This window comes from Actinosynnema mirum DSM 43827 (assembly GCF_000023245.1).
GTDB classification, from domain to species: domain Bacteria; phylum Actinomycetota; class Actinomycetes; order Mycobacteriales; family Pseudonocardiaceae; genus Actinosynnema; species Actinosynnema mirum.
This window is the reverse complement of the sequence record NC_013093.1, coordinates 2,009,737-2,036,167: the sequence shown is the minus strand read 5'-3', so window position 1 is coordinate 2,036,167 and position 26,431 is coordinate 2,009,737. Positions and strand designations below refer to the sequence as shown.

23 protein-coding genes are annotated in these 26,431 nt (G+C 72.5%); 5 read left to right on the top strand and 18 right to left on the bottom strand.

The window, feature by feature from the left end; genetic code table 11:
* Positions 1-76: 76 nt before the first annotated feature.
* The 7 genes from AMIR_RS40905 to AMIR_RS40900 all read right to left on the bottom strand — a co-directional run bounded on the left by AMIR_RS40905 (position 77) and on the right by AMIR_RS40900 (position 8,653).
* Positions 77-1,120, bottom strand: coding sequence for a ketopantoate reductase family protein (locus AMIR_RS40905; protein WP_015800686.1), 1,044 nt, complete (start codon positions 1,118-1,120; stop codon positions 77-79).
* 114 nt (positions 1,121-1,234) lie between these two features.
* On the bottom strand, positions 1,235-2,188 hold the full coding sequence (locus AMIR_RS09275; protein WP_015800685.1) for a pectate lyase family protein: 954 nt from the start codon (positions 2,186-2,188) through the stop codon (positions 1,235-1,237).
* A 110-nt stretch (positions 2,189-2,298) separates the two neighbouring features.
* On the bottom strand, positions 2,299-3,447 hold the full coding sequence (locus tag AMIR_RS09270) for an enolase C-terminal domain-like protein (protein WP_015800684.1): 1,149 nt from the start codon (positions 3,445-3,447) through the stop codon (positions 2,299-2,301).
* Positions 3,444-4,721, bottom strand: a complete 1,278-nt coding sequence (locus tag AMIR_RS09265) for an ABC transporter substrate-binding protein (protein ID WP_015800683.1) — start codon at positions 4,719-4,721, stop codon at positions 3,444-3,446. The genes AMIR_RS09270 and AMIR_RS09265 overlap by 4 nt, the downstream gene beginning before the upstream one ends.
* Before the next feature lie 7 nt (positions 4,722-4,728).
* Positions 4,729-5,616, bottom strand: a complete 888-nt coding sequence (locus AMIR_RS09260; RefSeq protein WP_015800682.1) for a carbohydrate ABC transporter permease — start codon at positions 5,614-5,616, stop codon at positions 4,729-4,731.
* Positions 5,613-6,488, bottom strand: coding sequence for a carbohydrate ABC transporter permease (locus tag AMIR_RS09255; RefSeq protein WP_015800681.1), 876 nt, complete (start codon positions 6,486-6,488; stop codon positions 5,613-5,615). Before AMIR_RS09255 ends, AMIR_RS09260 begins: the two co-directional genes overlap by 4 nt.
* Positions 6,485-8,653, bottom strand: a complete 2,169-nt coding sequence (locus tag AMIR_RS40900; RefSeq protein ID WP_222840715.1) for a pectinesterase family protein — start codon at positions 8,651-8,653, stop codon at positions 6,485-6,487. Before AMIR_RS40900 ends, AMIR_RS09255 begins: the two co-directional genes overlap by 4 nt.
* Positions 8,654-8,982: 329 nt before the next feature.
* On the opposite strand from AMIR_RS40900, the gene AMIR_RS09240 reads away from it, so the two are divergent.
* On the top strand, positions 8,983-9,954 hold the full coding sequence (locus tag AMIR_RS09240) for a LacI family DNA-binding transcriptional regulator (protein ID WP_015800679.1): 972 nt from the start codon (positions 8,983-8,985) through the stop codon (positions 9,952-9,954).
* 95 nt (positions 9,955-10,049) lie between these two features.
* Here the strand turns inward: AMIR_RS09240 and AMIR_RS40095 are convergent, their stop codons facing one another.
* From AMIR_RS40095 to AMIR_RS09225, 3 genes are all read right to left on the bottom strand, one after another.
* On the bottom strand, positions 10,050-10,928 hold the full coding sequence (locus AMIR_RS40095) for a COG1470 family protein (protein WP_015800678.1): 879 nt from the start codon (positions 10,926-10,928) through the stop codon (positions 10,050-10,052).
* Between the two features lie 200 nt (positions 10,929-11,128).
* Positions 11,129-12,976: an alkaline phosphatase gene (locus AMIR_RS09230; protein WP_015800677.1), complete on the bottom strand. Its 1,848-nt coding sequence runs from the start codon at positions 12,974-12,976 to the stop codon at positions 11,129-11,131.
* A gap of 163 nt (positions 12,977-13,139) precedes the next feature.
* Positions 13,140-14,726 (bottom strand): NAD(P)-binding domain-containing protein, encoded by a 1,587-nt coding sequence (locus tag AMIR_RS09225; RefSeq protein ID WP_015800676.1) that lies wholly within the window; start codon positions 14,724-14,726, stop codon positions 13,140-13,142.
* Positions 14,727-15,157: 431 nt separating this feature from the next.
* Between AMIR_RS09225 and AMIR_RS40090 the strand changes: the two genes are divergently transcribed.
* Positions 15,158-15,664 (top strand): hypothetical protein, encoded by a 507-nt coding sequence (locus tag AMIR_RS40090; protein ID WP_015800675.1) that lies wholly within the window; start codon positions 15,158-15,160, stop codon positions 15,662-15,664.
* Positions 15,665-15,773: 109 nt separating this feature from the next.
* Here the strand turns inward: AMIR_RS40090 and AMIR_RS09215 are convergent, their stop codons facing one another.
* Positions 15,774-16,646, bottom strand: a complete 873-nt coding sequence (locus tag AMIR_RS09215) for a helix-turn-helix domain-containing protein (protein WP_015800674.1) — start codon at positions 16,644-16,646, stop codon at positions 15,774-15,776.
* Entirely contained in the window at positions 16,643-16,876 is a 234-nt protein-coding gene (locus AMIR_RS09210) for an HC3 family zinc finger protein (RefSeq protein ID WP_015800673.1), read from the bottom strand. The genes AMIR_RS09215 and AMIR_RS09210 overlap by 4 nt, the downstream gene beginning before the upstream one ends.
* 187 nt (positions 16,877-17,063) lie before the next feature.
* Here AMIR_RS09210 and AMIR_RS09205 point away from each other — a divergent pair, with 187 nt between their 5' ends.
* Both AMIR_RS09205 and AMIR_RS09200 read left to right on the top strand, forming a co-directional pair.
* Positions 17,064-17,918 (top strand): helix-turn-helix domain-containing protein, encoded by an 855-nt coding sequence (locus tag AMIR_RS09205; protein ID WP_015800672.1) that lies wholly within the window; start codon positions 17,064-17,066, stop codon positions 17,916-17,918.
* Positions 17,919-17,942: 24 nt separating this feature from the next.
* Positions 17,943-18,122 (top strand): DUF397 domain-containing protein, encoded by a 180-nt coding sequence (locus AMIR_RS09200; RefSeq protein ID WP_015800671.1) that lies wholly within the window; start codon positions 17,943-17,945, stop codon positions 18,120-18,122.
* A gap of 183 nt (positions 18,123-18,305) precedes the next feature.
* Here AMIR_RS09200 and AMIR_RS09195 read toward each other — a convergent pair whose 3' ends face one another.
* The 5 genes from AMIR_RS09195 to AMIR_RS09175 form a co-directional block, all read right to left on the bottom strand.
* Positions 18,306-19,445 (bottom strand): RNA polymerase sigma factor, encoded by a 1,140-nt coding sequence (locus tag AMIR_RS09195; RefSeq protein ID WP_041837519.1) that lies wholly within the window; start codon positions 19,443-19,445, stop codon positions 18,306-18,308.
* A 140-nt stretch (positions 19,446-19,585) separates the two neighbouring features.
* Complete coding sequence (locus tag AMIR_RS09190) at positions 19,586-19,987, bottom strand: YciI family protein (RefSeq protein WP_015800669.1); 402 nt, start codon at positions 19,985-19,987, stop codon at positions 19,586-19,588.
* A 171-nt stretch (positions 19,988-20,158) separates the two neighbouring features.
* Positions 20,159-21,283, bottom strand: a complete 1,125-nt coding sequence (locus AMIR_RS09185; protein WP_015800668.1) for a GDSL-type esterase/lipase family protein — start codon at positions 21,281-21,283, stop codon at positions 20,159-20,161.
* 11 nt (positions 21,284-21,294) lie between these two features.
* A complete protein-coding gene (locus AMIR_RS09180) occupies positions 21,295-22,926 on the bottom strand; it encodes a cellulase family glycosylhydrolase (protein ID WP_015800667.1) in 1,632 nt (543 codons plus the stop codon).
* A 246-nt stretch (positions 22,927-23,172) separates the two neighbouring features.
* Complete coding sequence (locus AMIR_RS09175; RefSeq protein ID WP_049796770.1) at positions 23,173-23,547, bottom strand: hypothetical protein; 375 nt, start codon at positions 23,545-23,547, stop codon at positions 23,173-23,175.
* A 581-nt stretch (positions 23,548-24,128) separates the two neighbouring features.
* Between AMIR_RS09175 and AMIR_RS09170 the strand changes: the two genes are divergently transcribed.
* The gene (locus AMIR_RS09170) at positions 24,129-25,091 is read left to right on the top strand and encodes an acetylxylan esterase (RefSeq protein WP_015800665.1); all 963 of its coding nucleotides are present in this window, start codon (positions 24,129-24,131) and stop codon (positions 25,089-25,091) included.
* Between the two features lie 383 nt (positions 25,092-25,474).
* On the opposite strand, the gene AMIR_RS09165 is transcribed toward AMIR_RS09170, so the two are convergent.
* The gene (locus AMIR_RS09165; RefSeq protein WP_015800664.1) at positions 25,475-26,401 is read right to left on the bottom strand and encodes a hypothetical protein; all 927 of its coding nucleotides are present in this window, start codon (positions 26,399-26,401) and stop codon (positions 25,475-25,477) included.
* Positions 26,402-26,431 lie beyond the last annotated feature (30 nt).

Genomic DNA, 26,431 nt, shown 5'->3' with positions numbered 1-26,431 from the left:
CGGCCCCGGTCTCCAGGTGGAGACCGGGGCCGTTGTCGTCGCGGAAGCCGGTGGCTGGCGGGGAAGGGCGGAGGGGTCAGCCCTGCGCGGCCAGTTCGTGCGGCTCGCCCTGGCCGGCCAGGCGGCCTAGCAGTTCGCGCAGGGCGGGCATCGGCTGACCGGCGCGCTCGCCCTCGGCGGCCAGGTCGCGGAGCATCTCCACGTCCTGCTCGCGCACCTTTCCGCCGTGGTGGAAGGCGTTGAACGTGGCCAGGTCCAGCGGGCGCACGGCGCGTTCCTGGGCTCGGTGGTAGGCGGCGGTCACCTTGGGGCCCATGACGCCTGCGGCCAGCTTTCCGAAGCGGCCGTTCGCGGGCAGGGAGAGGATCTCGCGCTGGGCGTCGCAGGCCAGCGTCCACAGGGCCTTGTCGGCGATCACCTCGTCCAGCGCGGGCCAGCCCTTGAGGCCCCAGGCTGCCCGGATGGCGAACAGGGCGCCGCTGAACGCGTCGGCCACCTGCGGGTTCAGGTAGCTGCAGCGGGAGACCGCGCTGTTGTTGTACAGGGACGCGAAGCGCTCGGCCTCGGTCGGGTTGTGGCGGGTGACGCTGAAGCCGGTGCCGCGCTTGGGGTGCGCGTAGCAGTAGTCGGCTCGGGCGAACGCCTCGGCGTCCTTGCCGGGGGGCGCGGTGAAGGCGGGGTCGGCCTGGTGGGCCAGTGCGCCCTGCACGCCGAAGAGCAGCCGCTCCTCGTCGAGGCCCAGGACGTCGAGGTAGTGCCGGCGCAGGCCGAGGCCGACGCCGCACATGATCACTACGGTGTCGTTCTCGCGGACCAGGTCGCCGACGGCGGTGAGCGTGGCGACGCCCTGCCCGGTGCGGCTGGTGCGCCCGTCCAGGGTGATCACGACGAACGGGAGGTCGCGGCCGGCCAGCTCGGAGGCGTGCTCGACGACGTGGTAGCCCTGGTAGACCTTGGTCTCGTCCTCGTCGTAGTCGTAGAGCAGCTTCGGCGCGGCGTGGGCCTCGGCGCGGCCGGGGCGGACGAGGTGGGTGACCTCGGCGCCGGACAGCCGCAGGTGGTGGCCGAGCACGGTGCCGACCGCGCCCGCTCCGACGATCAGCACCGGGGTTCTCTTCACGGGTCTCGCTCCTGGGTGCGCGCGGTACCACGCCATGATCATGATGTGTGCCGGATCACCCTACCGCACGGCCCCGGCTCCCTGGTGGGAACCGGGGCCGCGCTCACCGCACGATCAGATCTTGCCGGTGCCCGCGCCGCCGGTCACCACGGACTTGACCGAGCTCGCCGCGTCCAGCGCGTACGAGTAGGGGATCGCCTTGACCGAACCGCCCTGGTCGCCGCTGCCCGAGTTCACGAAGTGGTTGTTCCGCGCCACCAGCGGGGCCGCGGGCGACGAGCCCTCACCCCGGTGGAACGGGTCCTCGGTGTTCTCGAAGTAGTTGCCCTCGACCAGGACGCCCGCGTCCTTGGTCGACGCGACGCCGTACGAGGTCACCCCGCCGTAGTAGTTGTTGTACACGTGCACGGGGTTGCCGAACCGCACCCTGGGGTGCCGCTGGTTGGTGCCGTCGAACCAGTTGTGGTGGTAGCTCACGCGCAGCTTGCCGGTGTCCTCGGACGCGTTGTCGTCGCTGTGCCCGAGCAGCATGGTCTTGTCGTGGCTGCTGAACTTGTTCCAGGACACCGTGACGTAGTCCGAGGCCCGCTTGACGTCCAGCGCGCCGTCCGACCCGTTGGCGAACGAGTTGTGGTCGAGCCACACCCGCGTCGAGTACTGCACGTTGATCGCGTCGTCACCCCAGTTGCGGAAGTTGACGTTGCGCACGATCACGTTGGACGCGTTGGCGATGTTCAGGCCCTGCCCGGTGATCGTGGCGCCGGAGCCGACGCCGAGGATCGTCTTGTTGGACGCGACCTTGGTCATGCTGGACAGGTTGATCGTGCCGGAGAACCGGATGACGGCCGCTCCTGACGCCTGCACCGCCGTGGTGAACTGCGAGGCGCTGGTGACGGTCGTCGGGGAGGCGCTGCCTCCACCGGTGGTGCCGCCGCCCTGCGTCGCCCAACCCTCGAGGTTGAACGAGGCCGCGCCGGCGCTGGGGGCGGCGACGGACGCGCCCGCCAGCACGACGGCGGCGGCGACGAGCCCGGTGCGCCAGTGCACGCGGGTTGACTTCTGGTGCATGGGAACTTCCTCCCGAGAACGCTGTTGACAATGGACCAGCGGCGGTACATCGCACACAGGCGGCGGTTCGGGAAATTCCTGCCCCGGTTAGGAGACTCCGGGGCCTGGTGTCACCACCTCTCCTCGGTGTGAGCACGGATGTGCTCGATGTCCCACTGATCGCCGAGGCCGGGCCCGGTGGGCATGGCGACGCACCCCGCTTCGTCGAGGGGGTCGGCGATCGTGAGCCGGTGCGGCGGCACGCGGTCGAAGTCGTGGTGCGGGTGCAGGAGCCCGCGCTCGTACCAGCGGCCCACGTCGGTGCCGCCCAGCACGGCCAGGCTCGCGCTCCCGTCGCCGTGGATCTCGCAGTCCACGTTGAACGACTCGGCCAGGTGCGCGGTCTTGACGGTGGCGGAGATGCCACCGACGTCGGTGGGGCCCGCGCGCAGGATGTCGCACGCCCCGGAGGTGATCCACTCGGCCCTGGTGTGGAACTTGCCCCAGGCCACCTCGGGCCCGATCACCGGGATCGAGAGCTGGTCGGCGAGCCAGCGGTAGGAGGCCGCCGAGGCCTCCTCCATGGGCTCCTCGAACCAGTAGAAGTCCAGCTGCTCCAAGGCCCGTCCGAGTTCGAGGGCCTCGGTGCGCGAGTACCAGTGGTTGGCGTCGAGCATGAGCGCGATGTCGGGGCCGACCGCGTCCCGCACCGCCTCGCACGCGGCGATGTCCATCCGCACGCTGGGCGCGCCGGGCACCGGCGGCATCCAGGTGTGCAGCTTGATCGCCCCGTAGCCGGTCTCCACGAGCTGCTTGGCGAACTCGGCGTAGTCGCCGGGCGTGCTCAGGCCGCCGGGGGTTCGGTCACCGCACATGGTGCTGGCGTAGGCCGGGATCTTCTCCCTGGCGCCGCCGAGCAGCTTCCACACCGGCATCCCGGAGAGTCGGCCGACCAGGTCCCACAGCGCGGTGTCGACGTAGCCGAGGGCGCGGTCGGTGAACCGGCCGTGCGAGCCGCGCTGCTTGCGCGCCAGGGACTTCCAGAGCCGCTCGCGGTCCCACGGGTCCTGGCCGAGCAGGACGGGTCGCACGATGCCGTCGAGCACGGCGGGCCGCAGCTGGTCGGGGTGCACCTGCACCCGGCCGACCGCGCCGCCCGCGTGGACCTCCAGCAGCGCCTCGCGCACCTCGTGCGCCGGGCCGGGGTGCCGGTGCCCGGCCGGATCCACCTCGGTGCGCGCGGTGGTCGTGAACACCGACACCTCGACCCGCTCGATCACTTCCGGTCCTCCCACTCCTGCTGCGCGGTGGTCAGCTTCTCGGCCATGGCCTTGAGGAACTCGTCGGCGCCGAGCTGGCCGAGCAGCACCTTCTGGTACTGGGGCTCGCTGTCGGCCTTGGTGATGGACGAGTACTGCGGCAGGTAGACCGGGGCGGGCACGGTGATCGTGGCCGGGTCCTCCAGCACGTCCAGCGCCATCTTCACCGGCTTGTTCTGCTCGATCCACGGCTGCGAGCGCACGTCGGTGTTGGCCGGGATCTGGCCGACCTTCTCGTTCCAGTAGCTGTTGCTCTCGGCCGAGGTCAGGAACTCGACGAACTTCCAGGCGGCGTCCTGGTTCTCGCTGTTGCGGAACACCGCGAAGCCGTCGGTGGGGTTGGGCACGACGGTGCGCTTGCCGCTCGGGCCGACCGGCAGCGGGAGCGCCTGCACCTTGTCCCCCAGCGCCTTGGTGACGTCGCCGTAGGAACCGAGGTTGTGGTGCATCATCGCCGCCGAGCCGCCGGTGAACTGGGCGACCATCTGGGTGTAGTTGTTGTTGACGTCCGCCTCGGGCGTGGCCTTCTTGTACAGGGCCGCGACCTTCTCCACCAGGTCGGCGTTGCCGGGGGCGTCCACCGTGGACTTGCCGCCCTCGAAGAACGAGTCGGTGCCCGAGTAGGCGTACGCCTCGGTGAGCAGCTGGAACACCGAGCCCGCGCCGCCCCGGATGGTGTAGCCGTACCGGTTCGCGGAGGCGTCGGTGAGCTTCTCGGCGGCGGCGGTGAACTCGTCCCAGGTCCTCGGCGGCTGCACGCCCTTCTCGGCGAACCAGTCGGTCCGGTACCAGATCACGTCCATGTTGCCGGAGGACGGGACGGAGTACAGCTTGTTGTCGGGCGCGGTCTGCCGGACCGTCTCGACCAGGCTGGGCAGCAGCTTGCCCTTGAGCGGGCCGCCGTCGACCTTCTCGTCCAGCGGCACGAGCGCTTCCTGCCCGACCATGTTGGACAGGTACGAGGTGGTGACGCCGCCGACGTCGGGCGTGCCGCCGCCCGCGATCGCGGTGTCGTACTTCTGCTGCACGGACGAGCTGGGGATGCCGACGTAGTCGACGTGGATGTCGGGGTTGGCCGCCTCGAAGCGCTTGATGAGCTCCTCGTAGATCGGGGTGCGGCCGGGTCCGCCGTTGTTGTCCCAGAAGGTGATCGTCACCTTGCCGTCCGCTGGGCCGCTGGAACACCCCGCCAGCGCGAGCGCGGCGGCTGCTGCGACCAGAAGTGCTCTCCTCATGCCTCTCCTATCCCTTGACGGCACCGGCGCTGAGCCCCTGCACCAGGTACCGCTGCACGACGGCGAAAACCAGGACCACCGGGACGGCGGCGACCACACCGCCCGCGGCGAGCGCCCCGAAGTCGGTGTTGAACTCCCCCAGGGCGTAGCTGAGCCCGACGGGGAGGGTGAACTTGTCCTGCTTGGAGGCGAACATCAGCGCGAACAGGAAGTTGTTCCAGGCGCCGATGAACGCGAACGAGCCGACCGCGACCAGCGCGGGCCGCAGCTGCGGCAGCGTGACGGCGAAGAACGCCCGCAGCCGGGTGCAGCCGTCGACCATCGCGGCCTCCTCCAGCTCCACCGGCACGTTGCGCACGAACCCGCTCATCAGGATCAGCGCGAGCGGGAGCTGGAACGCGGTGTCGGCGATCACCAGGCCGGTGAGGGTGTTGAGCAGCCCGGCCTCGCGGAAGATCACGAACAGCGGGATGAGCATCATCGCGCCGGGGATGAACTGGCTGCACAGCAGCGCGAGCAGGAACACCCGCTGGCCCTTGAACTGGAAGCGGGCCAGCGCGTAGCCGCCCATCAGGGCCAGCACGCTCACCGCGACCAGCGTGCCCCCGGCGATGATCATGCTGTTGGTGAAGAACACGCCGAACCCGATGCCGTTCCACACCGTGTCGAAGTGCTCCAGCGTCATCGGCCACGGCACGAGCGCCGTGGAACCGGTGGGGCGCAGGGCGAACACCAGCATCCAGTAGAACGGGACGAGGGTGAACAGCAGGTAGAGCAGCAGCGGCAGGTGCAGCCGGAACACCCGGCTCGGGTCGTGGTGGCCGCTCTTGCGGCGGCGCTGGGGGGGTGTCGGCGGCGGCGAGTCGACCGCGGGCCTGACCAGGGTCTCGGTCACGTTCGGCTCCCGAACTTCGACAGGCGCAGGTAGAGGATCGAGCAGAACAGCAGGATCACGAACCCGGCGACGGTGAGCGCCGAGCCGTACCCGAAGTCGTGCGAGTCGACCGCCTTGCGCGCCACGTACAGCGGCAGCGTGGTGGTCTGGTTGGCGGGTCCGCCGCCGGTGAGGGTGTAGATCAGGTCGACGTTGTTGAACTCCCACACCGCGCGCAGCAGCGTGGACAGCACGATGGCGTCGCGCAGGTGCGGCAGGGTGACGCTGAGGAAGCGACGCCACCGGTTGGCGCCGTCGACCGAGGCCGCCTCGTACAGGTCCTTCGGGATGGTCTGGAGGTCGGCCAGCAGCATGATCGCGAAGAACGGGACGCCGCGCCACAGCTCGGTCACCACCGTCGCCGGGAACACCGTGTCCGGGTTGCCCAGCACCGAGGTGCCCGCGTCGCCGATGCCCCACTGGGCGAGCTGCTGGAAGATGCCGGTGGACGGGTTGTAGAGCAGGATCCAGATGCCCGTGGTGAGCACGCCGGAGACCGCCCAGGGCGAGAAGACCAGCGCGCGGGCGAGGCCCCTGGCGACGAACGTCTCGTTGACGATCAGCGCGAGCACCAGGCCGAGCGCCAGCTGGAGCCCGACCTCGACGAGCACCCACTTGGCGCTGAACACGAGGCTCTGCCAGAACAGCGGGTCCTCGAACAGCATCACGCGGAAGTTGTCGAGCCCGGCGAAGCCGTTCTTCCAGGGCTGGGTGACGTTGTAGTCCTGGAAGCTGTAGTACAGGACGCTGCCGATGGGGTAGACCAGGAACACCGCCATCAGCAGCAGCGTGGGGGCGATCAGCGCGTAGGGCGCCCAGGTCTTCGTCCTCATGCGGGGTTCCACCCGTCGTCGCCGGACAGGTAGGCGCGCGCGGTGTAGCGCTCGGCCTGCTCGGGGGTGAGCTGCGGCCGGTCCGCGCCGGTGCCCGAGCCGGGGCCGGTGTTGCGGTGCTCGGCGAAGCGCGCGTCCCGCCAGGAGAAGCCGGACATGTCGGTCCACGGCGCGGCCTTCACGGCGGCGGGCAGCTCGGTGTCGCGCACGACGACCTGGGCGATGGCGTCGACGTCGCCGCCGGGGTGCCAGGGGCGGCCGAGGTGGTAGGTGCCGCGCGCGGCGTCGCTGCGGATCGTGGAGTCGGTGATCAGGAAGCCGAACTCGTTGTCGCGCCTGGTGCTCGCGGCCGTGATGTAGCCGTTGGGGTCGCTGCCCCTGCTGAGCGCGGTGATGGTGGCGCGGTCGAAGACGGCGGTGGCGCGGCCGAACAGGAAGTCCACGTCGCCGCTGATCGCGCAGTCGCGGTAGTACTGGCGGGCGCGGGTGGCGGTGTTGGGCGAGTCGGCGTAGAGGGTGTCCTGGTGGCCGAGGAAGGTGACCCGGTCGTAGAGCTGCCGGTCGCCGGTGGCCTTGACCGCGACGGCCTGGGTCGCGGTGATCTCCGGGTGCTCCGCGCGGTCGAAGGAGTTGCTGAAGGTCAGGTTCCGCGCGGTGAAGTCGGCGGCCTCGATGGTCGCGGTGGCGCTGCCGGTGGTGCCGTAGGTGGTGCCGTCGGGCTTCTTGGTGCCGCTGGCGTTGTCGTAGTCGATGACGACGTCGGAGGCGCGCCCGGTGGCGCCGCGCAGGGTCAGGCCGCGCTTGGCCGCCGGGACCTTGACGACCTCGCGGTAGTGGCCCTTCTGCAGGGTGATCGTGCCGAACGCGGGGGCGGCGTCGATCGCGGACTGCACGGTCCGGTGGGCGCCGGGGCCCCGGCCGACGACGAGCTCCGCCTGGCGCGCGCCCGCTTGCAGGTCGCGGACCCGGTGCGCGGGTTCGAGGCCCCTGGTGAGCTCCGGGGTCCAGCCCGCGTCGGGGGCGAGCTGCTTGTCCGGGTTGGCGGCGTTGAAGGCGGCGACGACGTCGGTGGGCCGGCCGTCGACCAGGTTGCCCTTCGCGGTGACGGCGGTGCCGCCCCAGTTGTAGAGCAGCTCGTCCGCGCCGACTCCCTTGGGCAGCTCGACGTGGTTGTTCTGCACGTAGAGCTGCGACTGGACGCCCGCGCCCCAGGTGTAGACGTGGGTCGCGCCGGGCTCGTAGCGGTTGTTGTAGACGTGCACCTTGCCGAACCGCACGCGGGGCGCGCGCTCCTCCACGTTGGCGAACACGTTGTGGTGCACGGAGACCCGCAGCTTGCCGGGGTCGACCGTGGAGCTGTTGGACGAGCCGATCAGCATGGTCTTGCCGTGGTCCTCGAACCGGTTGCGGGACACGGTGACCAGGTCGGAGCCGTTGGTGATGTCGAGCTGGCCGTCGTGGCGCTGGAACGGGCGGTCGAAGTGGATCGGCGCCGAGCTGTCCGGGTTGGGCTGGTCGGTGAAGGTGTTGTGGTCGGCCCAGACGTTCGTGGAGCCGATCACGCCGACCGAGTCGTACTCGGAGTTCCAGTTGCCCACGGCCGTGTCGGTCGGGTCCCACTGGGGGAAGCAGTCGCTGGTGTCGCGGAAGGTGAGGTGGCGGACGATCACGTTGCGGGCGCCCGCGATCCGCAGGTTCCCGCCGGTGATGCCCGCGCCGGGGCCGTCGCCGATGAGCGTGGTGTCGGAGCCGACGTCGAACCGGATCGCTTCGGCCTGCCGCTTGGCCGAAGCGGCGCGCGCGTCCTCCAGTGGCCCGGACGGCTCCCGGTCGCGCCCCCAGACAGCGGGGTCGTAAGCGTCCAGATAGGCCTTCAGGGAATAGCCGTCGGTTTCATAGGATGCGCAGTTCCCGCTGACGTCGATCACCCCCTTGATCTTGACGATCCGGGGTGCCGGAGCGGCCAGCGCCGCGCGTAACTCGGCCGCTGTCCGCACCACCACGGGTGTGCTCGCGGCGGAGCCCCCGGTGGTCCCGCTGCCCGCCGAACCCCAGCCGTCACCGGGCTGCAGCACCTGCCGGGAGGGGTCGCGACCTGCGGCTTCAGGGTCTTGACCTGCGAGGGCGGGCGGGGCGACCAGCCCGGCCAGCACGCAGGAAAGCACCAGCGCATACCTCGGGATCCGCATTGCGAAAGCGCCTTCCTCGACCTGTCCGGTTCATATCCGTGAACGCTTTCCAGAAGTGCGAACAAAGTATTACGAAAATGTCCGCCGCACGTCAACGGCGTAACCCCGTTCACACGCCGTTCGACACACCGCGCGGCCGATTCGACGAATTCGAGTCGAATTCGACGGCACGCCCCGGTACCGGTGATCCGAACGGCGCAGCGGTCCCCGGTCCCGCGCCGGGGCCGGGGCTTCCGCAGGAGTGCGGCAGCACGTAACCTGCGGCAATCAGGGCACTCCGTACAGTGAGGTACTAGGAGGGTGCGTTGGTCACGATCGCCGAGGTGGCGGCGCACGCTGGCGTCGCGCCGAGCACCGTGTCATACGCCTTGTCGGGCAAGCGGTCCATCTCCGCCGGGACGCGCGCGAAGGTGGAGGAGAGCGTGCGCACGCTCGGCTACTCCCTCATCCCCGCCGCGCGCGCCGAGCGGACCGACGTGATCGCGCTGGCGCTGCCGCTGCGCGCGGGCATGGACCTGCCGGTGGTGATGCGCTTCGTCGGCGCGATCGCGGAAGCCGCGCGGGGCCACGGGTTGGACGTGCTGCTGGTGACGGCGGACGAGGGCCCGGAGGAGCTGCGGGCGGTGCTGGAGCAGCGCAGGGTCGACGGCGTGCTGGTCATGGACGTGGAGATGCACGACGAGCGGCTGGCCGTGCTGCAGGAGCTCAGACGCCCGTCCGTGCTCATCGGCTTCCCGGTCGACCCGACGGGGCTGACGTGCGTGGACCTGGACTTCACCGCCGCGGGCGCGCTGTGCCTGGACCACCTGGCGGACCTGGGCCACCGCTCGGTCGCCCTGCTCGGCTCGCCGAAACCGGTGTACCGCAGGGAAACCGCGTTCGCGCACCGCACGGTGGCCGGCTTCAGCGCGGCGGCGATGCGACGCGGGGTGTCGGTGACGACGCTGGCGACGGAACCGGACGTGCTGCGCACGCTGACCGAACTGCCCCCGGCGACGACGGGCCTGGTGGTGCACAACGAGAGCGCGCTCCCCGCGGTGCTGGCCGGGCTGCGAACCCTGGGAAAGCGCATTCCGGAGGACGTGTCGGTGGTCGCGCTGTGCCCGGACGACCTGGCGGAGCGGGTGGGCCCGGCGGTGACGTCGGTGCACATCCCGGCGGTGGAGCTGGGGAGGCGGGCGGTGGAGCTGCTGTCGAGCTTGCGCGACCGGCCGGGGACGCCCGCGTCGTTGACGTTGCTGGAGCCGAGGTTGACGGTGCGGGGGACGTCGGGCTGATTCCCCAGGGAACAGCGGCGCCGCGCCGGTCGTGAGACCCTGCGCGGTGCGAAGTCCTGCGCGGTGCGAACTGCTGCGCGGTGCGAACTGCTGCGTCAGACCGCCGCGACGGGCTCCTCAGTGGACACCCCGCCCGTGCCGGTCCGCTTGCGGCGCACGAGGAACAGCGCCGCGCCTCCCGCCACGAGCACCAGCAGCCCCACGCCGGTCCACGACACCGCGAGCACCGAGTACCCCCGGATGATCGGGGTGGGCGCGGTGAGCTCGTCCTCCCCCACCGCCACGCCGGTCACGGTCAGGTCGCCGCTCGCCCAGAACAGGGACGGGGCCGGGATTTCCAGGGTTCGGGTCGTGGTGTTGCCGGGCAGCAGCTCGTCCGCCGCGTCGCCGCCGCGTCGGGCCAGCAGGCCGAACGGGCCTGCGGCCTCGGCGGTCGCCGCCGCGCCCAGGCGGACGTTGCCGGTGTTCACCACCTCGTAGGTCACCTTCAAGGTCCCGTCCGCGAACGGGACCCAGGACGGGGTGAAGTCCGTCGTCACGCCGCGCACCTCCAGCGCGGGCGTCAGCTCGCCGGTCACCTGGAGGTGCACCCGCACCCCGATGCGGCGCTGCACGCGCACGCCGTCCTCGGTCGCCGACACGCCCACCACGATGCCCGCCGGGTGGTCGCCGGGGGTCGCGTCCGCGGGCACCGCGACGGAGACCGGGAGGTCGCGGTGCTCGCCCGCGCCGAGGGTGAGCTTCCCGGCGTCCAGACCGCCGACGGTGATCCACGCGCCCGAGTCGGACGGCGTGCCCGGTGCGATGTCGAACGCGCCGTTCTGGCCCAGCACACCATCCCCGGCCGACACCACGAAGTCCGCGGGCTCCTGGCCCAGGTTCCGGACCGTGATGGAGTCCCGGACGGCGCTGCCCGGTTCGGCCACGTGCCGCAGGGACACCCGGCCGTCGGTCGGGCCCGCGCTCCACCGCACGGGAGCGGCGGACGCCGGGGGCGCCAGGACCAGCAGGGTCCCGGCACCAGCAGGGAACCGAGCAGACGACGGTGGGACGGCACGGTCCCCCTCCTCAACATCCGGGAAAGCCCTTCAGCACCAACAAGAACCACGACGGGGAGGTGAGCGCGGGGTGGGACCCGGAACGAGGGCCCCACCCCGCGCGCCACGCGGGAAGATCAGTCCTTGGCGAACAGCGTCAGGGTGATCTCGCTGCCGTAGCGACCGCTGCGGGCCTCGTCCGGCACGGTCAGGCCGAGGTCGGCGCCCACGACGGTGGTGCCGTAGCGGCTGACGCGGTTGGTGTCGGCCAGCGCGGCGGGCGCGTCCAGGACGGCCTGCGGACCGGCGGCGGCGTTCGAGTCGGAGCTGACGACCTTCGGGGTCCAGCCCAGGTTCTCGGCGCCGAACTTCCGGTTGCCCGCCACGAACTCACCGGCGGCGCCGGAGACGGTCCAGCCCTGGCCGCGCGCCTGCACCTCGTTGCGGGTGTCGGTCACGGTGACCTGCGGCAGCGCGCCGGTCCGGGTGCGCTCGCCGGTGAACCGGACGGCGCCGCTGTCGGCGACGGTCATGCTCAGGTCACCGGCGGTGCTGGGCAGCGGCACGGATGCCTCCAGCGCGACGGCCGAGTCGGCCGAGGCCGGGGCGTGGCCCAGCAGGTCGAACACGGTCTCGCCGACGGCGGTGTTGTCCAGGTACGCGCCGCGCACGGTGTCCCACTTGTCGGCGCGCGCGTTCAGCACGTCCGAGCCGGCGCCCTTGGCGTAGAAGGGAACCAGCGCGTTGGTGTGGCCACCGGAGTGCCACGACACCTGGGGCAGCTCGCCCTTGGCCCCGGTCATCGGGGTCCAGGTCGGCTTGGAGCCGGGGCCCGCGAGGTAGCCGGTCTCGTGGTCGGCGGTGACGACGACCAGGGTCTCGTCCCAGCTGCTGTTGCGCTCGACCCAGTCGGTGACGGCCTCGACGGAGCGGTTGAACTCGACCTGCTCCTCCACCAGGCGCGTGGTCTGGTTGGCGTGGCCTGCCCAGTCGACGGCGCCGCCCTCGACCATGAGGAAGAAGCCGTCCTCGTCCTTCTCCAGGACGTTCAGCGCGCCCTTGGCCATCACGTCGAGCGACGCGACGTCGTTGCGGGCGTCGGTACCGGGCTTGACCCTGGTGTTGCCCAGGCCCGGCCGGTTGTACTGGAGGGTCTCGGCGACCTGCGCCAGGCCGAAGACCTTCTCCGGGACCTCGGTCGCGGTGGCCAGCGCCTCGAAACCGGAGCGGGTCTCGACGTAGGAGAAGTCGGTGCCACCGGTGCTGACGCGCTGGAAGTCGTTCTGCGAGATCCAGGTCCAGTTGGACGCGCGGCTGGTGTGCGCGTCGGTGTAGTTCGGGTGCCCGCCGCCCATGATGACGTCGGCGCCGCTGTCGATCATCTCGGTCGCGAGGCCCTGGTAGTCGTTGCGGTCGGCGTTGTGGGCGATGAAGCCCGCCGGGGTGGCGTGGTTGAACGGCACCGAGGTGACGACGCCGACCTTCTTGCCGACCTTCTTGGCCTGCTCGCCCACGGTCAGCAGCTTCTGCCCCGCCGGGTCGAAGCCGATGACGCCGTTGTTGGTCTTGACGCCGGTGCCGAGCGCGGTGGCCGCGGCGGCGGAGTCGGTCGCGCCGGAGGCGACCCAGTCGAACGAGCCCCAGGCCTGCTCGGGGGTGTAGGCGGCGCGCCCGTTCGCCGAGTAGTGGCTCTGCGAGACCTTCACGGGGAAGTGCTCGTAGACCTGGCTGGGCACGCCGGGGACGCGCTGCACGGCTCCGGTCGCGGGGTCCACCGCGACCTGGTTGAGGCTCTGCCCGTGCTCGTACAGGCTGGCGGCGTCGAACTGGTTGTAGCCCGCGCCGTCCGAGATGAGCACGATGACGTTCTTCGGCGCGGTGGTCTCCGCGGCCGACGCGACACCGACGGGCACCGAGGCGAACGCGACGCCCAGGGCCGTGCCGGTGACGGCGAGCTTCCGAGTGCGCTTGAGCACTCCGCCCATTGCTTCCTCGTTCCGTGTGGTTGCGCTGTGGTGGCGCCGGTCGTGACCGGGCCGGACCACACGCTTCGCCCGGAAGGTAAAGCGATCACCAAGCGGTGGGGGACGAGGAGCAAATCTCTCGGCAAGGCGCGGGGGTGCGCCGCTCGCCGTGGGTGCTCGGTGATCAGGTGATCACCAGTTGTCGCGACAGGAAGGCGCGCAGCGGCGCGAGGTGCAGGTCCGGGTCGGTCCAGACGTGCTCCAGGTCGGCGGCGACGCGGTGCTCGGCGACGACCTCGCCGCCCCGGAACCTGCGCACCACCGGGCGCAGCGGGGCCGACGCGTCGGGGTCGGCGTGGTCCTCGGCGCGGTCGGCGAGGTGGTCGGCGACGTGCTCCAGGGTGATCGCGAGGCAGTCCGGTGCGTGCTCGGCGACCAGGTCCACCGGCACCTCCTCCAGGTAGCGCGCGGTCGCGCCGCCCGGAACGACGACGTCGGCCAGCCGGGCGCGCTGGTGCCACAGCGCGGAGCTCCGGTTCACCCGCGCCAGGACCGCGGGCACCAGGTCGTCGGCGGGCACCTCGGTCGACGGCCACGGCACGCCGTGGTTCTTGCGCTCCAGCACCCTGGCCAGCGCGCGCACCGCGTACCGGAAGCCGTGGATGTCGCCGGTGGACGAGTGGTCGTCGGCGTCGCGCATGAGCGCGCCCGCGAAGTGCAGGCCGGGCACGGAGGTCGACTCCCACTCGGCGGTCAGCGCCGGGAAGCGGTCGTCGGGGGCGGGCGCCGGCCGGGCGCCGTCGCCGAAGATGCCGGTGTCGAAGCGGAAACCGGTCGCGACGACGACCCGGTCGTAGCGGATCGTCCTGGTGGCGCCGCCGGTGTCGCGGAGCGCGACGGTGACCGCGTAACCGCCGGGTCTGCCGCCCGGAGCGGGACCGTCCGCAGCAGGACCGTCCGCGCCGGGGCACGCGCCGGGACCGCTGTCGTCGTCGGCCCGGATGTCCAGCACCGACCCGTCCAGCAGCGCGGCGCCCACGCCGAACCGGGCCGCGTCCAGGAATTCCGCGTTCACCGCCCGCACGTCCCCCGCCCGCCGCGACCGCCACGCCACCCGCGCGGGCCGGGGCCCGACCACGTGCACCGCCGACGCCGTGCGCACCAGGCTGTTCGCGACCTCGAACGCCGAGTTCCCCTTGCCCACCACCAGGACCCGCTGCCCGGCGAACCCGCGCGGGTCCGGGTCGTAGGCGCCGTAGTGCTCCACGCGGTCGATGCCGGGGATGGGCGGCAGGTGCGGCTTGGCGAGCCCGGTCGCGACGACCACCCACCGCGCGGTGTGCGTGCCGCCGCGCTGGTCGACCACCCGGAAGCGCGGCCGGAACCCGCCGAACCCGCTGCGCGTCACCGAGAGGACGCGGGTGTCGCAGCGGACGTCGACGCCGGTGGCGCGGGCGAACTCCACCAGGTAGCGGGCGAGGTCGTCGGCGTGCGGCAGGCGGTCGGCGCTGTGGTCGGGGAAGCGCGGCGCGGGCCCGTCGGACAGCAGCGAGTGCGCGTCGCGGCGCAGGTCCAGCTCCGGGTCACCGGCAGGGGAGCCGCCCTCGTTGACCGACAGGAGCCTGCGGTGCCGGGGGAAGGCGCGGAAGAACTGGCCGGGCGCGGGCCCGGCCTCCAGCACGCGGCAGGACCGGCCTGCGCGGTCGAGCAGGTGCGCGAGCTGCAACCCGGCGGGACCGGCACCGACGATGAGGTACTCGACCTCGGGCACGACAAGACCTCCGCGGCGTGGACGGCTGCGGAGAGGGGTACGGCGGCGGACGTGCGGGCGTTCAACCGGGCCGGGCACTTCACAGCCGCTGGACCACGCGCCTGCGGCCCCTGGTGACTGGATGAACGGGAGTGGTCCCGTGATCGGGTTCCACCTGGACCCCAGATCCGGCCCGGCCCGGCGTCGCACGTTCGCCGCCACGCCCCTGCCCTCCCCCGGCCCCGACGTGCTGGGACCGCTGCGCACGGACCTGCGGGCCTGGCCGGCGCGCGGCCGGGCTGGACGTGGGGGGGCGTCGAGGCCCTGTTCACCACCACCGCCCATGAGGAGGAGGAGCAGCGACCTCGATCCCGAGGACCTCGGGACTGACCTAGCGCCACCGGGGCGCGACCGCCCTGGAGGACTGCTCGATCGACGTCCCCGAGGGACGCGTGAGCGGTCTCGTCGGGCAGGACGGCGCGGGCGAGTCCACGCTGCCGGGCCTGGTCGCGGCGCTGGACCCGCTGGCGTGCCGGGACTTCCTCGGCGGGCTGAGCTCCGGCAAAAACCGAACCCGCCGAGTTGCAGCGCTGCCCACGGTGCAACGGCTCGTGGTCTCGCGCTGCCGCGCAGCGCGGGGCGTGGTGGGGTTTTCGCTGCGCCACCCGGAGAGGACCTGGGTGACCGAGGAGCGCCTGGTGGGCCGGACCGGGGCCCGGCGACCCTGCCACCGGAGCTGGGAGGGCTGCCTGGCGCGGGTGTTCGAGCCGGGCGGGATCGGGCCGGACGAGCAGGCGGGGTGCCTGCGGCGGGTGGTGGACGCCGGGTACCGGGAGGAGGTGGCGCACTACCCGCCGGGCGCGTTCTGGCGGATGCAGGCGGTCGAGCCGGCGCTGTTCCCGGCGCTCGCGGCAGGGGTGGCGTGGTTCGGGTTCCAGCGGGTCAGCCGGGCGGGGTGATTCGGGTGAGCTGACCTGGGCACACCGGCCCCGAGCCCAGCGGCCCCACCGGTCACCGGAACGCCCCAGCCGCCGGGGGTGTCCCGGCAACCGGCCCCCGGCCGCCGCCTCACGCGCAGTTCCACCCCATCAGCTCCCACATCTCCCGCCCGACCCGCGCCAGGTCGTGCATCCGGTCGAAGTACGCCACGTGCGACCGCACGTCCTCCCGGTCGGTGATCACCACGCTGCCCGACAGCAGCTCCACCACCACCATCCGGTCGTCCAGCACCCGGAACCCGGTGTCCGCGCCCGCCTCCAGGGACGCGAACGGCAGGACGCCGAACTGGACCTTGCCGCCGTCGGCCGTCCGGATGCGGTTGCCCTGGCGCGGGCAGCGGGCCACGCCCTCCGGGACCACGACGCGGACGCTGCGGGTCTTGGTGTTCTCCGCCGGGAGGGCGGGCACGGCCGTCGCCGCGTAGACCTTGATCACCTCGGCCGCCTGCTCGGCGCGCGCCACCTGGGCCTGCGCGCGGGACTCGGTGCGGTTCAGCACGGCCTCGCGGTGCCTCGCCTCCTCGGCGACCTGCTCGGCCAGGCGCAGCGCCCGCTCCTTCACCTCGCCGGACACCTGGTAGCCCTCCACGAGCCGCAGCACGTCGCTGACCTTCGGCACGATCCGGCTGTTCTCCAGCTTCGACACCTTCGACTGGCTCATCCCGGCCCGCTCGCCCGCCACCCGCCCCGACAGCTGCGCGTGGACGCGGCACGCGTGCAGCAGCGTCGCCAGCTCCTCCCGCTTCGACAGCCGCCGCGACCGCGCGTCCCCGAAACCGACCACCACTCCGCCCCCCTGCTCCCCGATCCCGCGCATCGAATCCCCTCCAGCCTGCAACACCCTGCTGATCGAGCGGGCCGAGCGCCCGGTGAGCGTCGTCAGCGCGTGCACCGAACGCCCGCGCGCGTACTCGTCCCGCACGAACTCCTCGAACCTCGTCATCTCCCGCTCCCCCGCGTCCCCCGACCCCCTGGCCGGGGGTAGGGCTGGATGCCCTCGTGCTCGCGCCAGGCCAGATCACACCCCCGGCAGGTCGGCCAGCACCACTGGGGGTACTTCGGCGAGGGCGGCACGACCAGCTCGATCCCGCACAGCGTCTCCCCCGCGTCCCGCACCTCCAACCCCGCGCTCACCGCGTGCCGCCGACCGTCGTGCGGCAGCCACCGGAACATCCGCGACACCCGCCCACCCCCAGTTCTGCGCTGTTCACGGGCCGTTCCGGCGCCCGCGCGACCACCGCCAAAATAACTGTGCACGTGCAGGTTGAGAAGTACACAATTGGGTGAGGTGCAGATGTACCGCTGTGCGGCACACTTGATGCCGCACAACGCATTCGTACCGGGAAGCTGAGGTGGCCTCATGCCGGGCAGTGGCGCGAGTCCGACGGTCTACAAGCGACAGTTGGGGCTGGCGCTCGCCTCGATGCGCGAGGACGCCGGGTTCACCGCGGAGCGGGTCGCCAAGGTGCTGGAGTGCTCCGTGGCGAAGATCCGGCGGATCGAGGCGGGCGACGTGAGCGTGCGCGCCGCCGAGCTGAACGCGCTGATGGACCACTACGGCGCCACCAAGCAGGCCCGCAAGCACATCGAGGAGCTGGGCAGACAGGCCCGCAAGCGGGCGCCGAGGACGGCGTACGGGTCGGTGCTGCCGGACTTCTTCCGGAAGTTCTTCAACCTGGAGCAGATCGCCACGGAGGTGCTCGTCTACCACGGCGAGCTGATCCCCGGGCAGTTCCAGACGCCCGACTACGCGAGGTCGCTGCTGGAGTCGAACCCGCTCCACGAGGAGGTGGAGGTCGACCGGCTGGTCCAGGCCAGGCAGGTGCGGCAGAGCAGGATGATCGACCCGACGGCGTCGCAGCGGCAGCACGTGGTGCTGCACGAGGCGGCGATCCGGACCGTGGTCGGCAGCCCCGAGCTGATGAAGCACCAGCTCCTGCACCTGAAGAAGCTCGCGGGTCAGCAGAACATCACCCTGCAGGTCATCCCGTTCAGCGCGGGGGTGCACACCGCCAGCGGCTTCCCGTTCACGATCCTGCGGTTCCCGGACAACCTGGCGAACGCCGTGTACCTGGAGAACCTGACGACCGCCTCGTCGCTGGACGAGCCGTCGCACGTCGCCCAGTACGAAACGGCCTTCCGACACGTGGTGGGCGCGGCCCTGTCACCCGCGAAGAGCCTCGCGCTCCTGGCTACAGTTGCGAACGAACTGTAGATCAGGAAGGACGGTGCAGCCCCCATGGCGGACTCCACCTGGCGCAAGTCGAGCTACAGCGGGAGCAACGGCGGGCAGTGCGTCGAACTGGCTCACACCCGTGCCCACCTGCTGGTTCGCGACTCCAAGAACCCCGATGGCCCGGTCCTGGGCTTCGGGCACGAGGCGTTCGCAGGCTTCGTCACGGCGCTGAAGAACGCGTGACCCGCACGCCCCCGGCGCTCGCCGCGCCGGGGGTTCACCACCACTCCCGCTTGCCGCGAATGCACGAATAAAGGCCGCCTGACCGCCCTCGGTGCGGTGCCACGCACCGAGGGCCTGGCCTGCCGCCCCATCCCAGCGCCCCATCCCAGCGCCCCACCTCAGCGCCCCACCTCAGCGTCCCGGTCAGCTCAACCGGGCCGCTCTCGCGAGCAGGTGCTGCCGCTCGGCCGCGCTGGTCGTCCGCGCCGCGGCGGCCCGGTAGTGCCGGACCGCGGCCTCCACGTCGCCCGACCGCTCGTGCAGGTGCGCCTTCACCGCGTCCAGCCGGTGGTGCCCCGCCAGCTCCCCCTCCAGCTCCGCGACCAGCGTGAACCCGGCCTCGGGCCCGTGCACCACCGACGCCGCCACGGCCCGGTTCAGCGCGATCACCGGGTTGCCGGTCATCCGCACCAGCAGCCCGTACATGGCGAGGATCTGCGGCCAGTCGGTGTCCTCGGCGCGCGCGGCGTCGTCGTGGATCGCCGCGATGGCCGCCTGCAACTGGTACTCCCCCACCCGGCCGCGCGACACCGCCCGCACGACCAGGTCCGCCCCTTCCTCGATCAGCGCCTCGTCCCACAGCCCCCGGTCCTGCTCGGCCAGCGGGACGAGCGCGCCGTGCTCGCCGAGCCGCGCCGGGCGCCGGGCGTGGGTCAGGAGCATCAGGGCCAGCAGGCCCGCCACCTCGCCGTCGTCCGGTCGCGCCGCGTGGACGGCGCGCGCCAGGCGGATCGCCTCCTCGGCCAGGTCGACCCGGCCGGGATGCGTGTAGCCCTCGTTGAACAGCAGGTACAGCACGCGCAGCACCTGCGGCAGCCGCGCCTCGGCGTCCCCCAGCGGCTCCACCCGGACGCGGCGCTTCGCCCGGCTGATCCGCTGCGCCACCGTCGCCTCCGGCACCAGGTGGGCCTCGGCGATCGCCGCCGTGGTCAGCCCGGCCACGGCCCGCAGGGTCAGCGCGATCGCCGACGCGGGCGGCAGGTCCGGGTGGCAGCACAGGAACAGCAGCAGGAGGGTGTCGTCCCGGTCCGCGACCTCGGGCGGCGGTTCGGCGAACGCCTCCTCGCGCCTGCGCCTGGCCCGGTCGCCGCGCGCCCGGTCCACGAGCTTGCGGGCCGCCACCACGATCAGCCACGCCCGCAGGTCGTCCGGCGGGCGCTCCAGCGCGAGCGCCTTGACCAGCGCCTCCTGAACGGCGTCCTCGGCGTCCCCGAAGTCCGCCCCGCGCCGCACCAGCGCCCCGAGGACCCGAGGCACGACCTCGCGCAGCAGGTCCTCGGTCAGCGGGCTCCCAGTCGGCGGGCTCCCAGTCGGCGGGCTCCCAGTCGGCGGGCTCCCAGTCGGCGGGCTCCCAGTCGGCGGACCTCCGGTCAGCGGGCTCCCCGACACCGACCACCCACCACCCCCACCACCCACGGCCCGACTCACACGTCCTGCGGTTCCGGGGCGCCCATCACGGCCCTGACCTCGATCGGCTGGCCGAGCGGCACGCCGCCGGGGCCGGGCGCGGCGGAGGCCAGGGCGGCGATCTCCAGCGCCCGCGCCTCGGACTCCACGTCCACCACCCAGTACCCGGCGATGAACTCCTTGGCCTCGGGGAACGGCCCGTCCGTCACCACCGGCGCGCCGTCGCCGGTCGCGACCACGACCTTGGCCGCCTGCGCGAGCCCCTGCGCGTCGACCAGCTCGCCGCGCTCGGCCAGCTCACCGCCGAAGCGCCTCTGGAACTCGATGTGCGCCGCGACGTCCGCCGGGTCCCACTCGGGCATCGGGGTGTCGCAGGTGGCGGTCGCGCCGTAGTTCATCAGGAGCAGGAACTTGGCCATGGTGTCCTCCGGGTGAGCGGTCCGACGCCCATCCTGGCGTCGGTGACCGGGGGACGGCGCCGGGGCCGCGTTCTCGACGCACCACGCGGGTGACCCGCGTCACACGAACGGGAGCGCCCCCGACCGCCGCCACACGGGGGGCGGGGTCGGGGGCGCTCCGGATGCGGGTGGTCAGCTCTTCGTGCAGCTCGCCGACGGCGTCCAGGACGTCGGGTCGCCGTTGACGATGATCCCGGCCGTCGCCGAACCCGCGGGCGCCACCGAGCCGTTCCACGCCGCGTTCGCGACGGTCGCCACCGAACCGCTGGTGGTCGCCGTCCCGTTCCACGCCTGCGCGACGCTCATCCCGCCGCCCAGCGAGAACCGCACGCTCCACGCCGTGGACGCGACGGTGCTGGTGTTGCGGAAGACCACGTCGGCCTGGAACCCGCCCTGCCACCGGTTCACCACGGTCACCGACGCGGCGCAGCTGCCGGTGGGCGGCGGGATGGTGGTCGTGGTGGTGCCACCGGTCGTGGTCGTCGTGCCACCCGTCGTCGTCGTCGTCGGCAGGACGCCGCCGAGCGCGTCCCGCAGCACCGGGAACCACCGGTTCGCGATCTTCCGGTCGCCCGAGGCGTTCGGGTGCACGCCGTCGTAGGTGTCGGTGGCGGTGTCGAACCCGGTCCACTGGTCCACCACGACGATCGGCGAGGCGGCCGTGGTCTTCGACGTCGCCCACGGCTGGATCGCCGCGTTGAACGCCACCACGCGCTGCCCGCAGTCGGCGCACTGCGGGGTGCCCATCGGGATGAGCTTGGCGATCAGGATGCGCATCGCCGGGTTCTGCGCCCGCATCTGGTCGACGAGCTTGCCGTACGCCGCCAGGATCGTCGCGGGCGCGATGTTGCTCCACACGTCGTTGGTGCCGAAGTGCATCACCACGACGTCGGGGCTGGTGGCCTGCAACCACGGCACGAGCTGGTTCTGTCCGGCCACGTTGGTGACCAGGAGCCCGCCGTGGCCCTCGTTGTCGCCGTCGTGGGGGATGCCGCACCCCTGCGACGGGAGCGTGCCCACGAAGTCGATGTTCGTGTAGCCGGCGGCCTTGAGGTCGACGTCGAGCAGCGCGCGCCAGCAGCCGGGCGAGCCGGTGATGGAGTCGCCGAGCGGCATGATGCGCACGGGCGCGGCGGCGGCGGCCTGCGAGGTGGGAACCGTGATCAGGAAGCCGCACAGCAGGGTCAGCGCGGAGAGCACGGCGGCCAGGGCGGCCCTGCGCGCCACTCCGGGCTTGACCGCATCGGGTCCGGTCATCTCGGGCCTCCTCACGCGGTGGCGCACGACGCGCCGTTGAGGGTGAACGCGGTGGGCGCGGCGTTCGCGCCGGTGACGCCGCCGGTGAAGCCGACGCTGACCGAGCCGCCCGCCGGGATGTCGGCGGTGTAGGAGGCGTTGGCCACGCTCAGGTTCGCACCGGACTGGGTGGGCGTGCCACCCCACATGCTGCTGACGGTCTGCGCGCCGGGCCACGTCCAGCGCAGCACCCAGCCCTTCACGGCGGCCGTGCCGGTGTTGGCGATCTTCACCTCGCCCTGGAAGCCGCCGGTCCACTGGCCGGTGACGCGGTAGGTGACGGCGCAGGGGCCGACGGGGCTGCCGGGGAGCGTGGTGACCACGACCGTCCCGGAGCGGGTGGAGCGGTTGCCCGCGGCGTCGCGCGCGTACACCGCGAGGGTGTGCGCGGTGGCGGCGGTCAGACCGGTCAGGGTGGCGGAGGTGGTCGCCGTGGAGGCCAGGGCGGTCTCGGTGCTCCCGCTGACCCGGACCACGTCGTAGCCGGTGACGCCGACGTTGTCGGTGGACGCGGACCAGCCCAGCACCGCGCCGGAGGAGGTGACCGAGGACGCGGTGGGCGTGCCGGGCGCGGTCGGGGCCCGGGTGTCGTCGCCGCCGCCGAAGACGCTGGCCTCGCGCGAGGTGGCCTTGATCCCGTTGGCGCCGTTGAAGGTCCGCTGGCCCCACGCGCTCAGCTGGGCGGCGTTGAAGTCCACCGCGAGGTCCAGGTACTCCACGCCGCCGCCGTTGCCGCTCCAGGACCAGGCGAGGTAGCCGAGCCGGAGCCGTTGCGCCGCGGCGAAGATGGCGTCCTCGTTCGGGTCGCCGTCGGAGTGCATGTCGCCGAACTCGCCGACCGCGATGGGCAGTCCGGCCGCGACGAACCGGCCGAGGTAGTCGTCGACCTCGGCGGCGGTGTCGAACACGCCGTACATGTGGATCGAGAAGATCGTGTTGCGCTGCGGGTCGGCGGCGAACACCGAGGCCGCGTTGTCGCGCATGGTGAACGCCCAGTCCTGGCCCCAGTTCGGCGCGTCCACCATGATCGTGTGCGTGAAGCCCTCGGCGCGCAGCCTGGTCAGGGCCGAGCGGGTGTCGGCGGTCCACGCCGCGTACCCGGTGTTGCCGTAGGGCTCGTTGCCGATGTTGAGGATCGCGTACTTCTCCTGGCCGACGAGGGCGCTCTTGACGCCCACCCAGTAGTCGACCGCCTTGGACAGCGGGATCGCGCCGCTCTGCTCGCCGTAGCCGGTGGTGTCGTGCACCTCCAGCACGCAGATCAGCCGGTTGGCCTTGCACTGGGCGATGACGTCCGCGACGTCGGCTGCGTCGTTGCGGGTCCAGCGGTCGCCGCTGGCGAGCACGACCCGGACCGAGTTGGCCCCCAGCGCCTTGACGTCGGCGAGCGCCTGGCGGGTGCGGGTGGGGTACCAGGTGTGGGCGTGGTTGACGCCGCGCAGGACGAAGTCGTTCCCGTTGGCGTCCAGCAACCTCCCGCCGCTGATGGTGAACCCGGCTGCGGCGGCCGAGGGGGCGGCGGCTTCGGCGGGTGCGGGAGGTGGGGCGGTGAAGGCGGAGAGCAGGAGCGCCGCGGCAGCCGCGAGCGCGATTCGGGTGCGCATGGTGGGTGACCTCGCGTGGTGTCGGCGTTGACGTGCGAGCTGGTGGTGCGAGCGCGCGGCGGCGAGGACGGCTCGGTCCGAGCCAAGCAATGAACCGATCAAGTGTCAATCAGCCGGTTCCGGGGTCGGCTGGGCGGATCGGCGCAACGGGAACCCTTGTGGGCGCGGGAAAAACCCGCTGCCTCGGTGAGGTCGCGGGTGGCGCGGGGGTTGGTCGCCCGGCGGCGGCGTGCCGGGCGGGGTCGGTCAGTAGTCGGGGCAGAGGTGCTCGCGCACCACGGAGAGCACCGAGGCCGCGGTCCGGCTGTCGAACGCCTCGGGGTCGTTCGGCGGGCTGAAGCGCTCGCGCACCAGCGCGGTCAGGCGGACCTGGTCGTTGCCCATGACGGGCACGTCCACGCACAGCTCGCGGCCCTTGAGGATGGCCTTGTCGGTCTTGCCGCCGGTGATCCGGGGGTCGATGACGTCGAGCGCGGTGATGTAGGCCCGCGTGGTCGCCTCGTCGGGGGCGGGCGGCATCCCGGAGGGGCGCGGGGTCGTGGTCGTGCTCGCCACGACGCCGACCGCCCTCGGCGAGGGTGCCGGCGGCGCCTCCTGGGCGCAGCCGCCGACGAGCGCCAACGCGCCCAGGGCAAGGGCAACACCTGTTCGGTTCACGCCGTGGGCGTCGGCGCGCGATCGCTCCGCGTTACCGGTTCCGCACCGGTTCAGGGGTTCGGCCTCGGACGCCGCGAGCCCGTTCGGCGGGCTTTTCCCACGGGGGACCAACGATCTCCGGGTGATCACGTCGAGCGACGGCGGCCCGGTCCGCCGAGAGCGCGCCAGGCGCCGGGCCATCAGCCCGCGCGAGGCGCGTCGGACCGGTTGGCAGAACGCCGGATCGTCCAGGGCGACCAGCGGGGGCCTCGGCGGTGCGGCCGAAGCGGTTTCCCCCCGGGTTCCCACCACGCGACCACCACGCGACCACCTCGTGACCGAGAGCGACGAGACGCCACCTCCCGGACGTGGTGCGCGGCTTCCGCTCAGCGGGAATTCGCACGTGCACCCCGTTACCACTCGCGCGGACGCGGGTGCGGGAAGCCGCAAGGCGGCACGCGGCCCGGTCCGGGCGCGTCGTGATCGCGAAGTCGGTCCCGCCGACCCCGCCGGGCGCGGGGCTAGGGTGGTCGAACCGCCCTACGACGAGTGAGTGGAGACCGCCGATGCCGTGGTTCGACCTGCCCGAGGCGGAACTGGCGCAGTACCGGACCCCCACCCCGGAGCCCGCCGGTCTGGACGCCTGGTGGGCCGAGCGCCTCGCCGAGGCCAGGGCGCTGGCGGAGCCGGTGACGAGCACGCCGCACGAGGAGTCCGCGTACGGCCCGCTGGGCGTGCGGGACGTGGAGTTCTCCGGCGCGCTGGGCGACCGCGTGCGCGCCTGGCACCTGCGCCCGGCAGGCGACGACCCGCTGCCCACGGCCGTGGTGTTCATCGGTTACGGCGGCGGAAGGGGAACGCCCACCGAGCACGCCTGGCTGGCGGCGGCGGGCTACGGGGTGCTCGTCGTGGACACCAGGGGCCAGGGCGGCCGGTGGACCACCGGCGCGACCGCCGACTCGGCCCCGTCGGGCCCGTCGCACCCCGGTTTCATGACGCGCGGCATCACCTCGCCCGAGGGCTACTACTACACCCGGCTGATGACCGACGCCGCGCTCGCGGTGGACGTCGCGGCCGGGCTGGACGGCGTGGACCCCGAGCGGATCGCGGTGCTGGGCGCCAGCCAGGGCGGCGGCCTGGCGCTGGCGGCGGCGGCGCTGAACCCGACGAAGGTCAAGGTGTGCCACGCGGACGTGCCGTTCCTGTGCGACTTCCAGCGGGCCATCACGCTGACCGGCGCGGACCCGTACGCGGAGATCGCGAACTTCCTGTCGCACAACGTCGCGCTGGTGAAGCAGGTGCGGGAGACCCTGACGTACGTGGACGCGGCCCTGCTGTCCAGGCGGATCACCGCGACGAGCCTGCTGAGCGCCGGCCTGATGGACGAGGTCTGCCCACCGTCAACGGTGTTCGCCGCCTACAACGAGATCACCGCGCCGAAGCGGATCGAGGTGTTCCCGTTCAGCGGCCACGCGGTGCCGAGGACGCACGACGAGGTGAAGCTGAAGCACCTGCGCGAGCACCTGTGACCCGCCGCGCAGAAAGCGCCCCACAAGCCGACCGCACTCGCGCCCCGCAGGCTGACCGCCTCGCGGGCCGCGGGGCGAGCGCAGCGAGCCCACGCAGCCCCCATCCCGCGTCCCTCTTTCCCGTTTGGCCTGGCGAAGCCCGAGCACGCTCGTCAAGATGCCGCCGCACTATGCGGCAGACCGGGGTGTCAAACGGCGTCTTGACGAGCGTGCTTGCCTGAAAGGAGGCCACACGGGAAAGAGGGACCCGGACCACCGCAGGGGTACAACCGGACCACAGGACCAACGGCCACCGGCCGCAGAGCCCGTCCCCCTCTTTTTTGGAGGTCTGCCCCGCCGGCGAGGCGTGCCTGTAGCTCTTGACCTTGCTCTTCAACTCCCAGCTACAGCAACCCGAACCGCTTGAGCACCTCGCCCAGCGGTTCGCGTCGCGCGCCCAGCCGGTCGCTGAGCGGTTGCCAGCGGTCCGCCCCGACGCCCGCCCCGGCGTCCACCCCGACCTCCGGCAGCGGCTCGACCACCCCGCGCAGCGCCAGCTCCTCGTGCGCCCGCAGCAGCACCTCGGCGGCCACCCGCAGCCACAAGCAGTCCAGGGCCTCGCCGCGCAGCTCGGACCACGCCCGGTGGTCGGAGTGCCGCAGCAGCGGCAGCCAGCGGCGCAGCGGGTCGCGGCGGGCCTCCCACAGCAGGTCCTCGGCGAACTGCCGCAGGTCGTGCGGCCGGACCGGCGCGGCGGCCAGCAGCTGGGCCAGCTCCGCCGACTCACCGGGCGCGTCCACCCCCTCCATCCCGAGCACCCCAGGCAGGTACCGGGGCGCCAGGGCGCACAGCACCAGGGCGCGCCTGCGCCGCAGGTGCAGCAGCCGGGGCGTGCGGTCGACCCCGGCCCGCCAGGTGCGGTGCTCGCGCTCGACCTCGTGCAGGTCCAACAACTGCCACGACGAGTACAGGAACCCGTTCCACCACGGCCCGCGCTCGCCACCGGGCCGCTCGTGCGGCTGGTCCTCCAACTCGTCGGCGCAGTCCCGCAACCGCCCCTCGCGCACGGCCGCGCGCATCTCGCGCCGCCGGTCCAAATGCCCGTCCGGCAGCACGTCCACCCGCCGCCCCTCCTCCGGGCCACCGGGGACGACCCGGTACAGCGGCACCAGGAGCCTGCTGCGGTGCAGCTCCTCCAGGCGCGGCAGGTCGAGCCGGTGCCCGCGCAGCAGCGCCTCGCCGATGAACCCGGCGCTGTCCAGCAACCGGTCCTGGGTGAAGGTCCGCGCCATCCGGGCGAGCGCGAGCGCACCGCGCGCCCCGTCAGCCATGCATCCCCACCCCAACCGCCCAACCGGGCG

What these genes read in the sequence shown, in the direction of transcription:
- AMIR_RS09205 (WP_015800672.1), top strand. Translation starts at nt 17,064, where the DNA reads ATGCCGGGCAGTGGCGCGAGTCCGACGGTCTACAAGCGACAGTTGGGG.
- AMIR_RS09190 (WP_015800669.1), bottom strand. Translation starts at nt 19,987, where the DNA reads ATGGCCAAGTTCCTGCTCCTGATGAACTACGGCGCGACCGCCACCTGC.
- AMIR_RS09210 (WP_015800673.1), bottom strand. Translation starts at nt 16,876, where the DNA reads ATGTTCCGGTGGCTGCCGCACGACGGTCGGCGGCACGCGGTGAGCGCG.
- AMIR_RS09165 (WP_015800664.1), bottom strand. Translation starts at nt 26,401, where the DNA reads ATGGCTGACGGGGCGCGCGGTGCGCTCGCGCTCGCCCGGATGGCGCGG.
- AMIR_RS09275 (WP_015800685.1), bottom strand. Translation starts at nt 2,188, where the DNA reads ATGCACCAGAAGTCAACCCGCGTGCACTGGCGCACCGGGCTCGTCGCC.
- AMIR_RS09215 (WP_015800674.1), bottom strand. Translation starts at nt 16,646, where the DNA reads ATGACGAGGTTCGAGGAGTTCGTGCGGGACGAGTACGCGCGCGGGCGT.
- AMIR_RS09265 (WP_015800683.1), bottom strand. Translation starts at nt 4,721, where the DNA reads ATGAGGAGAGCACTTCTGGTCGCAGCAGCCGCCGCGCTCGCGCTGGCG.
- AMIR_RS09200 (WP_015800671.1), top strand. Translation starts at nt 17,943, where the DNA reads ATGGCGGACTCCACCTGGCGCAAGTCGAGCTACAGCGGGAGCAACGGC.
- AMIR_RS09180 (WP_015800667.1), bottom strand. Translation starts at nt 22,926, where the DNA reads ATGCGCACCCGAATCGCGCTCGCGGCTGCCGCGGCGCTCCTGCTCTCC.
- AMIR_RS09185 (WP_015800668.1), bottom strand. Translation starts at nt 21,283, where the DNA reads ATGACCGGACCCGATGCGGTCAAGCCCGGAGTGGCGCGCAGGGCCGCC.
- AMIR_RS09230 (WP_015800677.1), bottom strand. Translation starts at nt 12,976, where the DNA reads ATGGGCGGAGTGCTCAAGCGCACTCGGAAGCTCGCCGTCACCGGCACG.
- AMIR_RS09255 (WP_015800681.1), bottom strand. Translation starts at nt 6,488, where the DNA reads ATGAGGACGAAGACCTGGGCGCCCTACGCGCTGATCGCCCCCACGCTG.
- AMIR_RS09170 (WP_015800665.1), top strand. Translation starts at nt 24,129, where the DNA reads ATGCCGTGGTTCGACCTGCCCGAGGCGGAACTGGCGCAGTACCGGACC.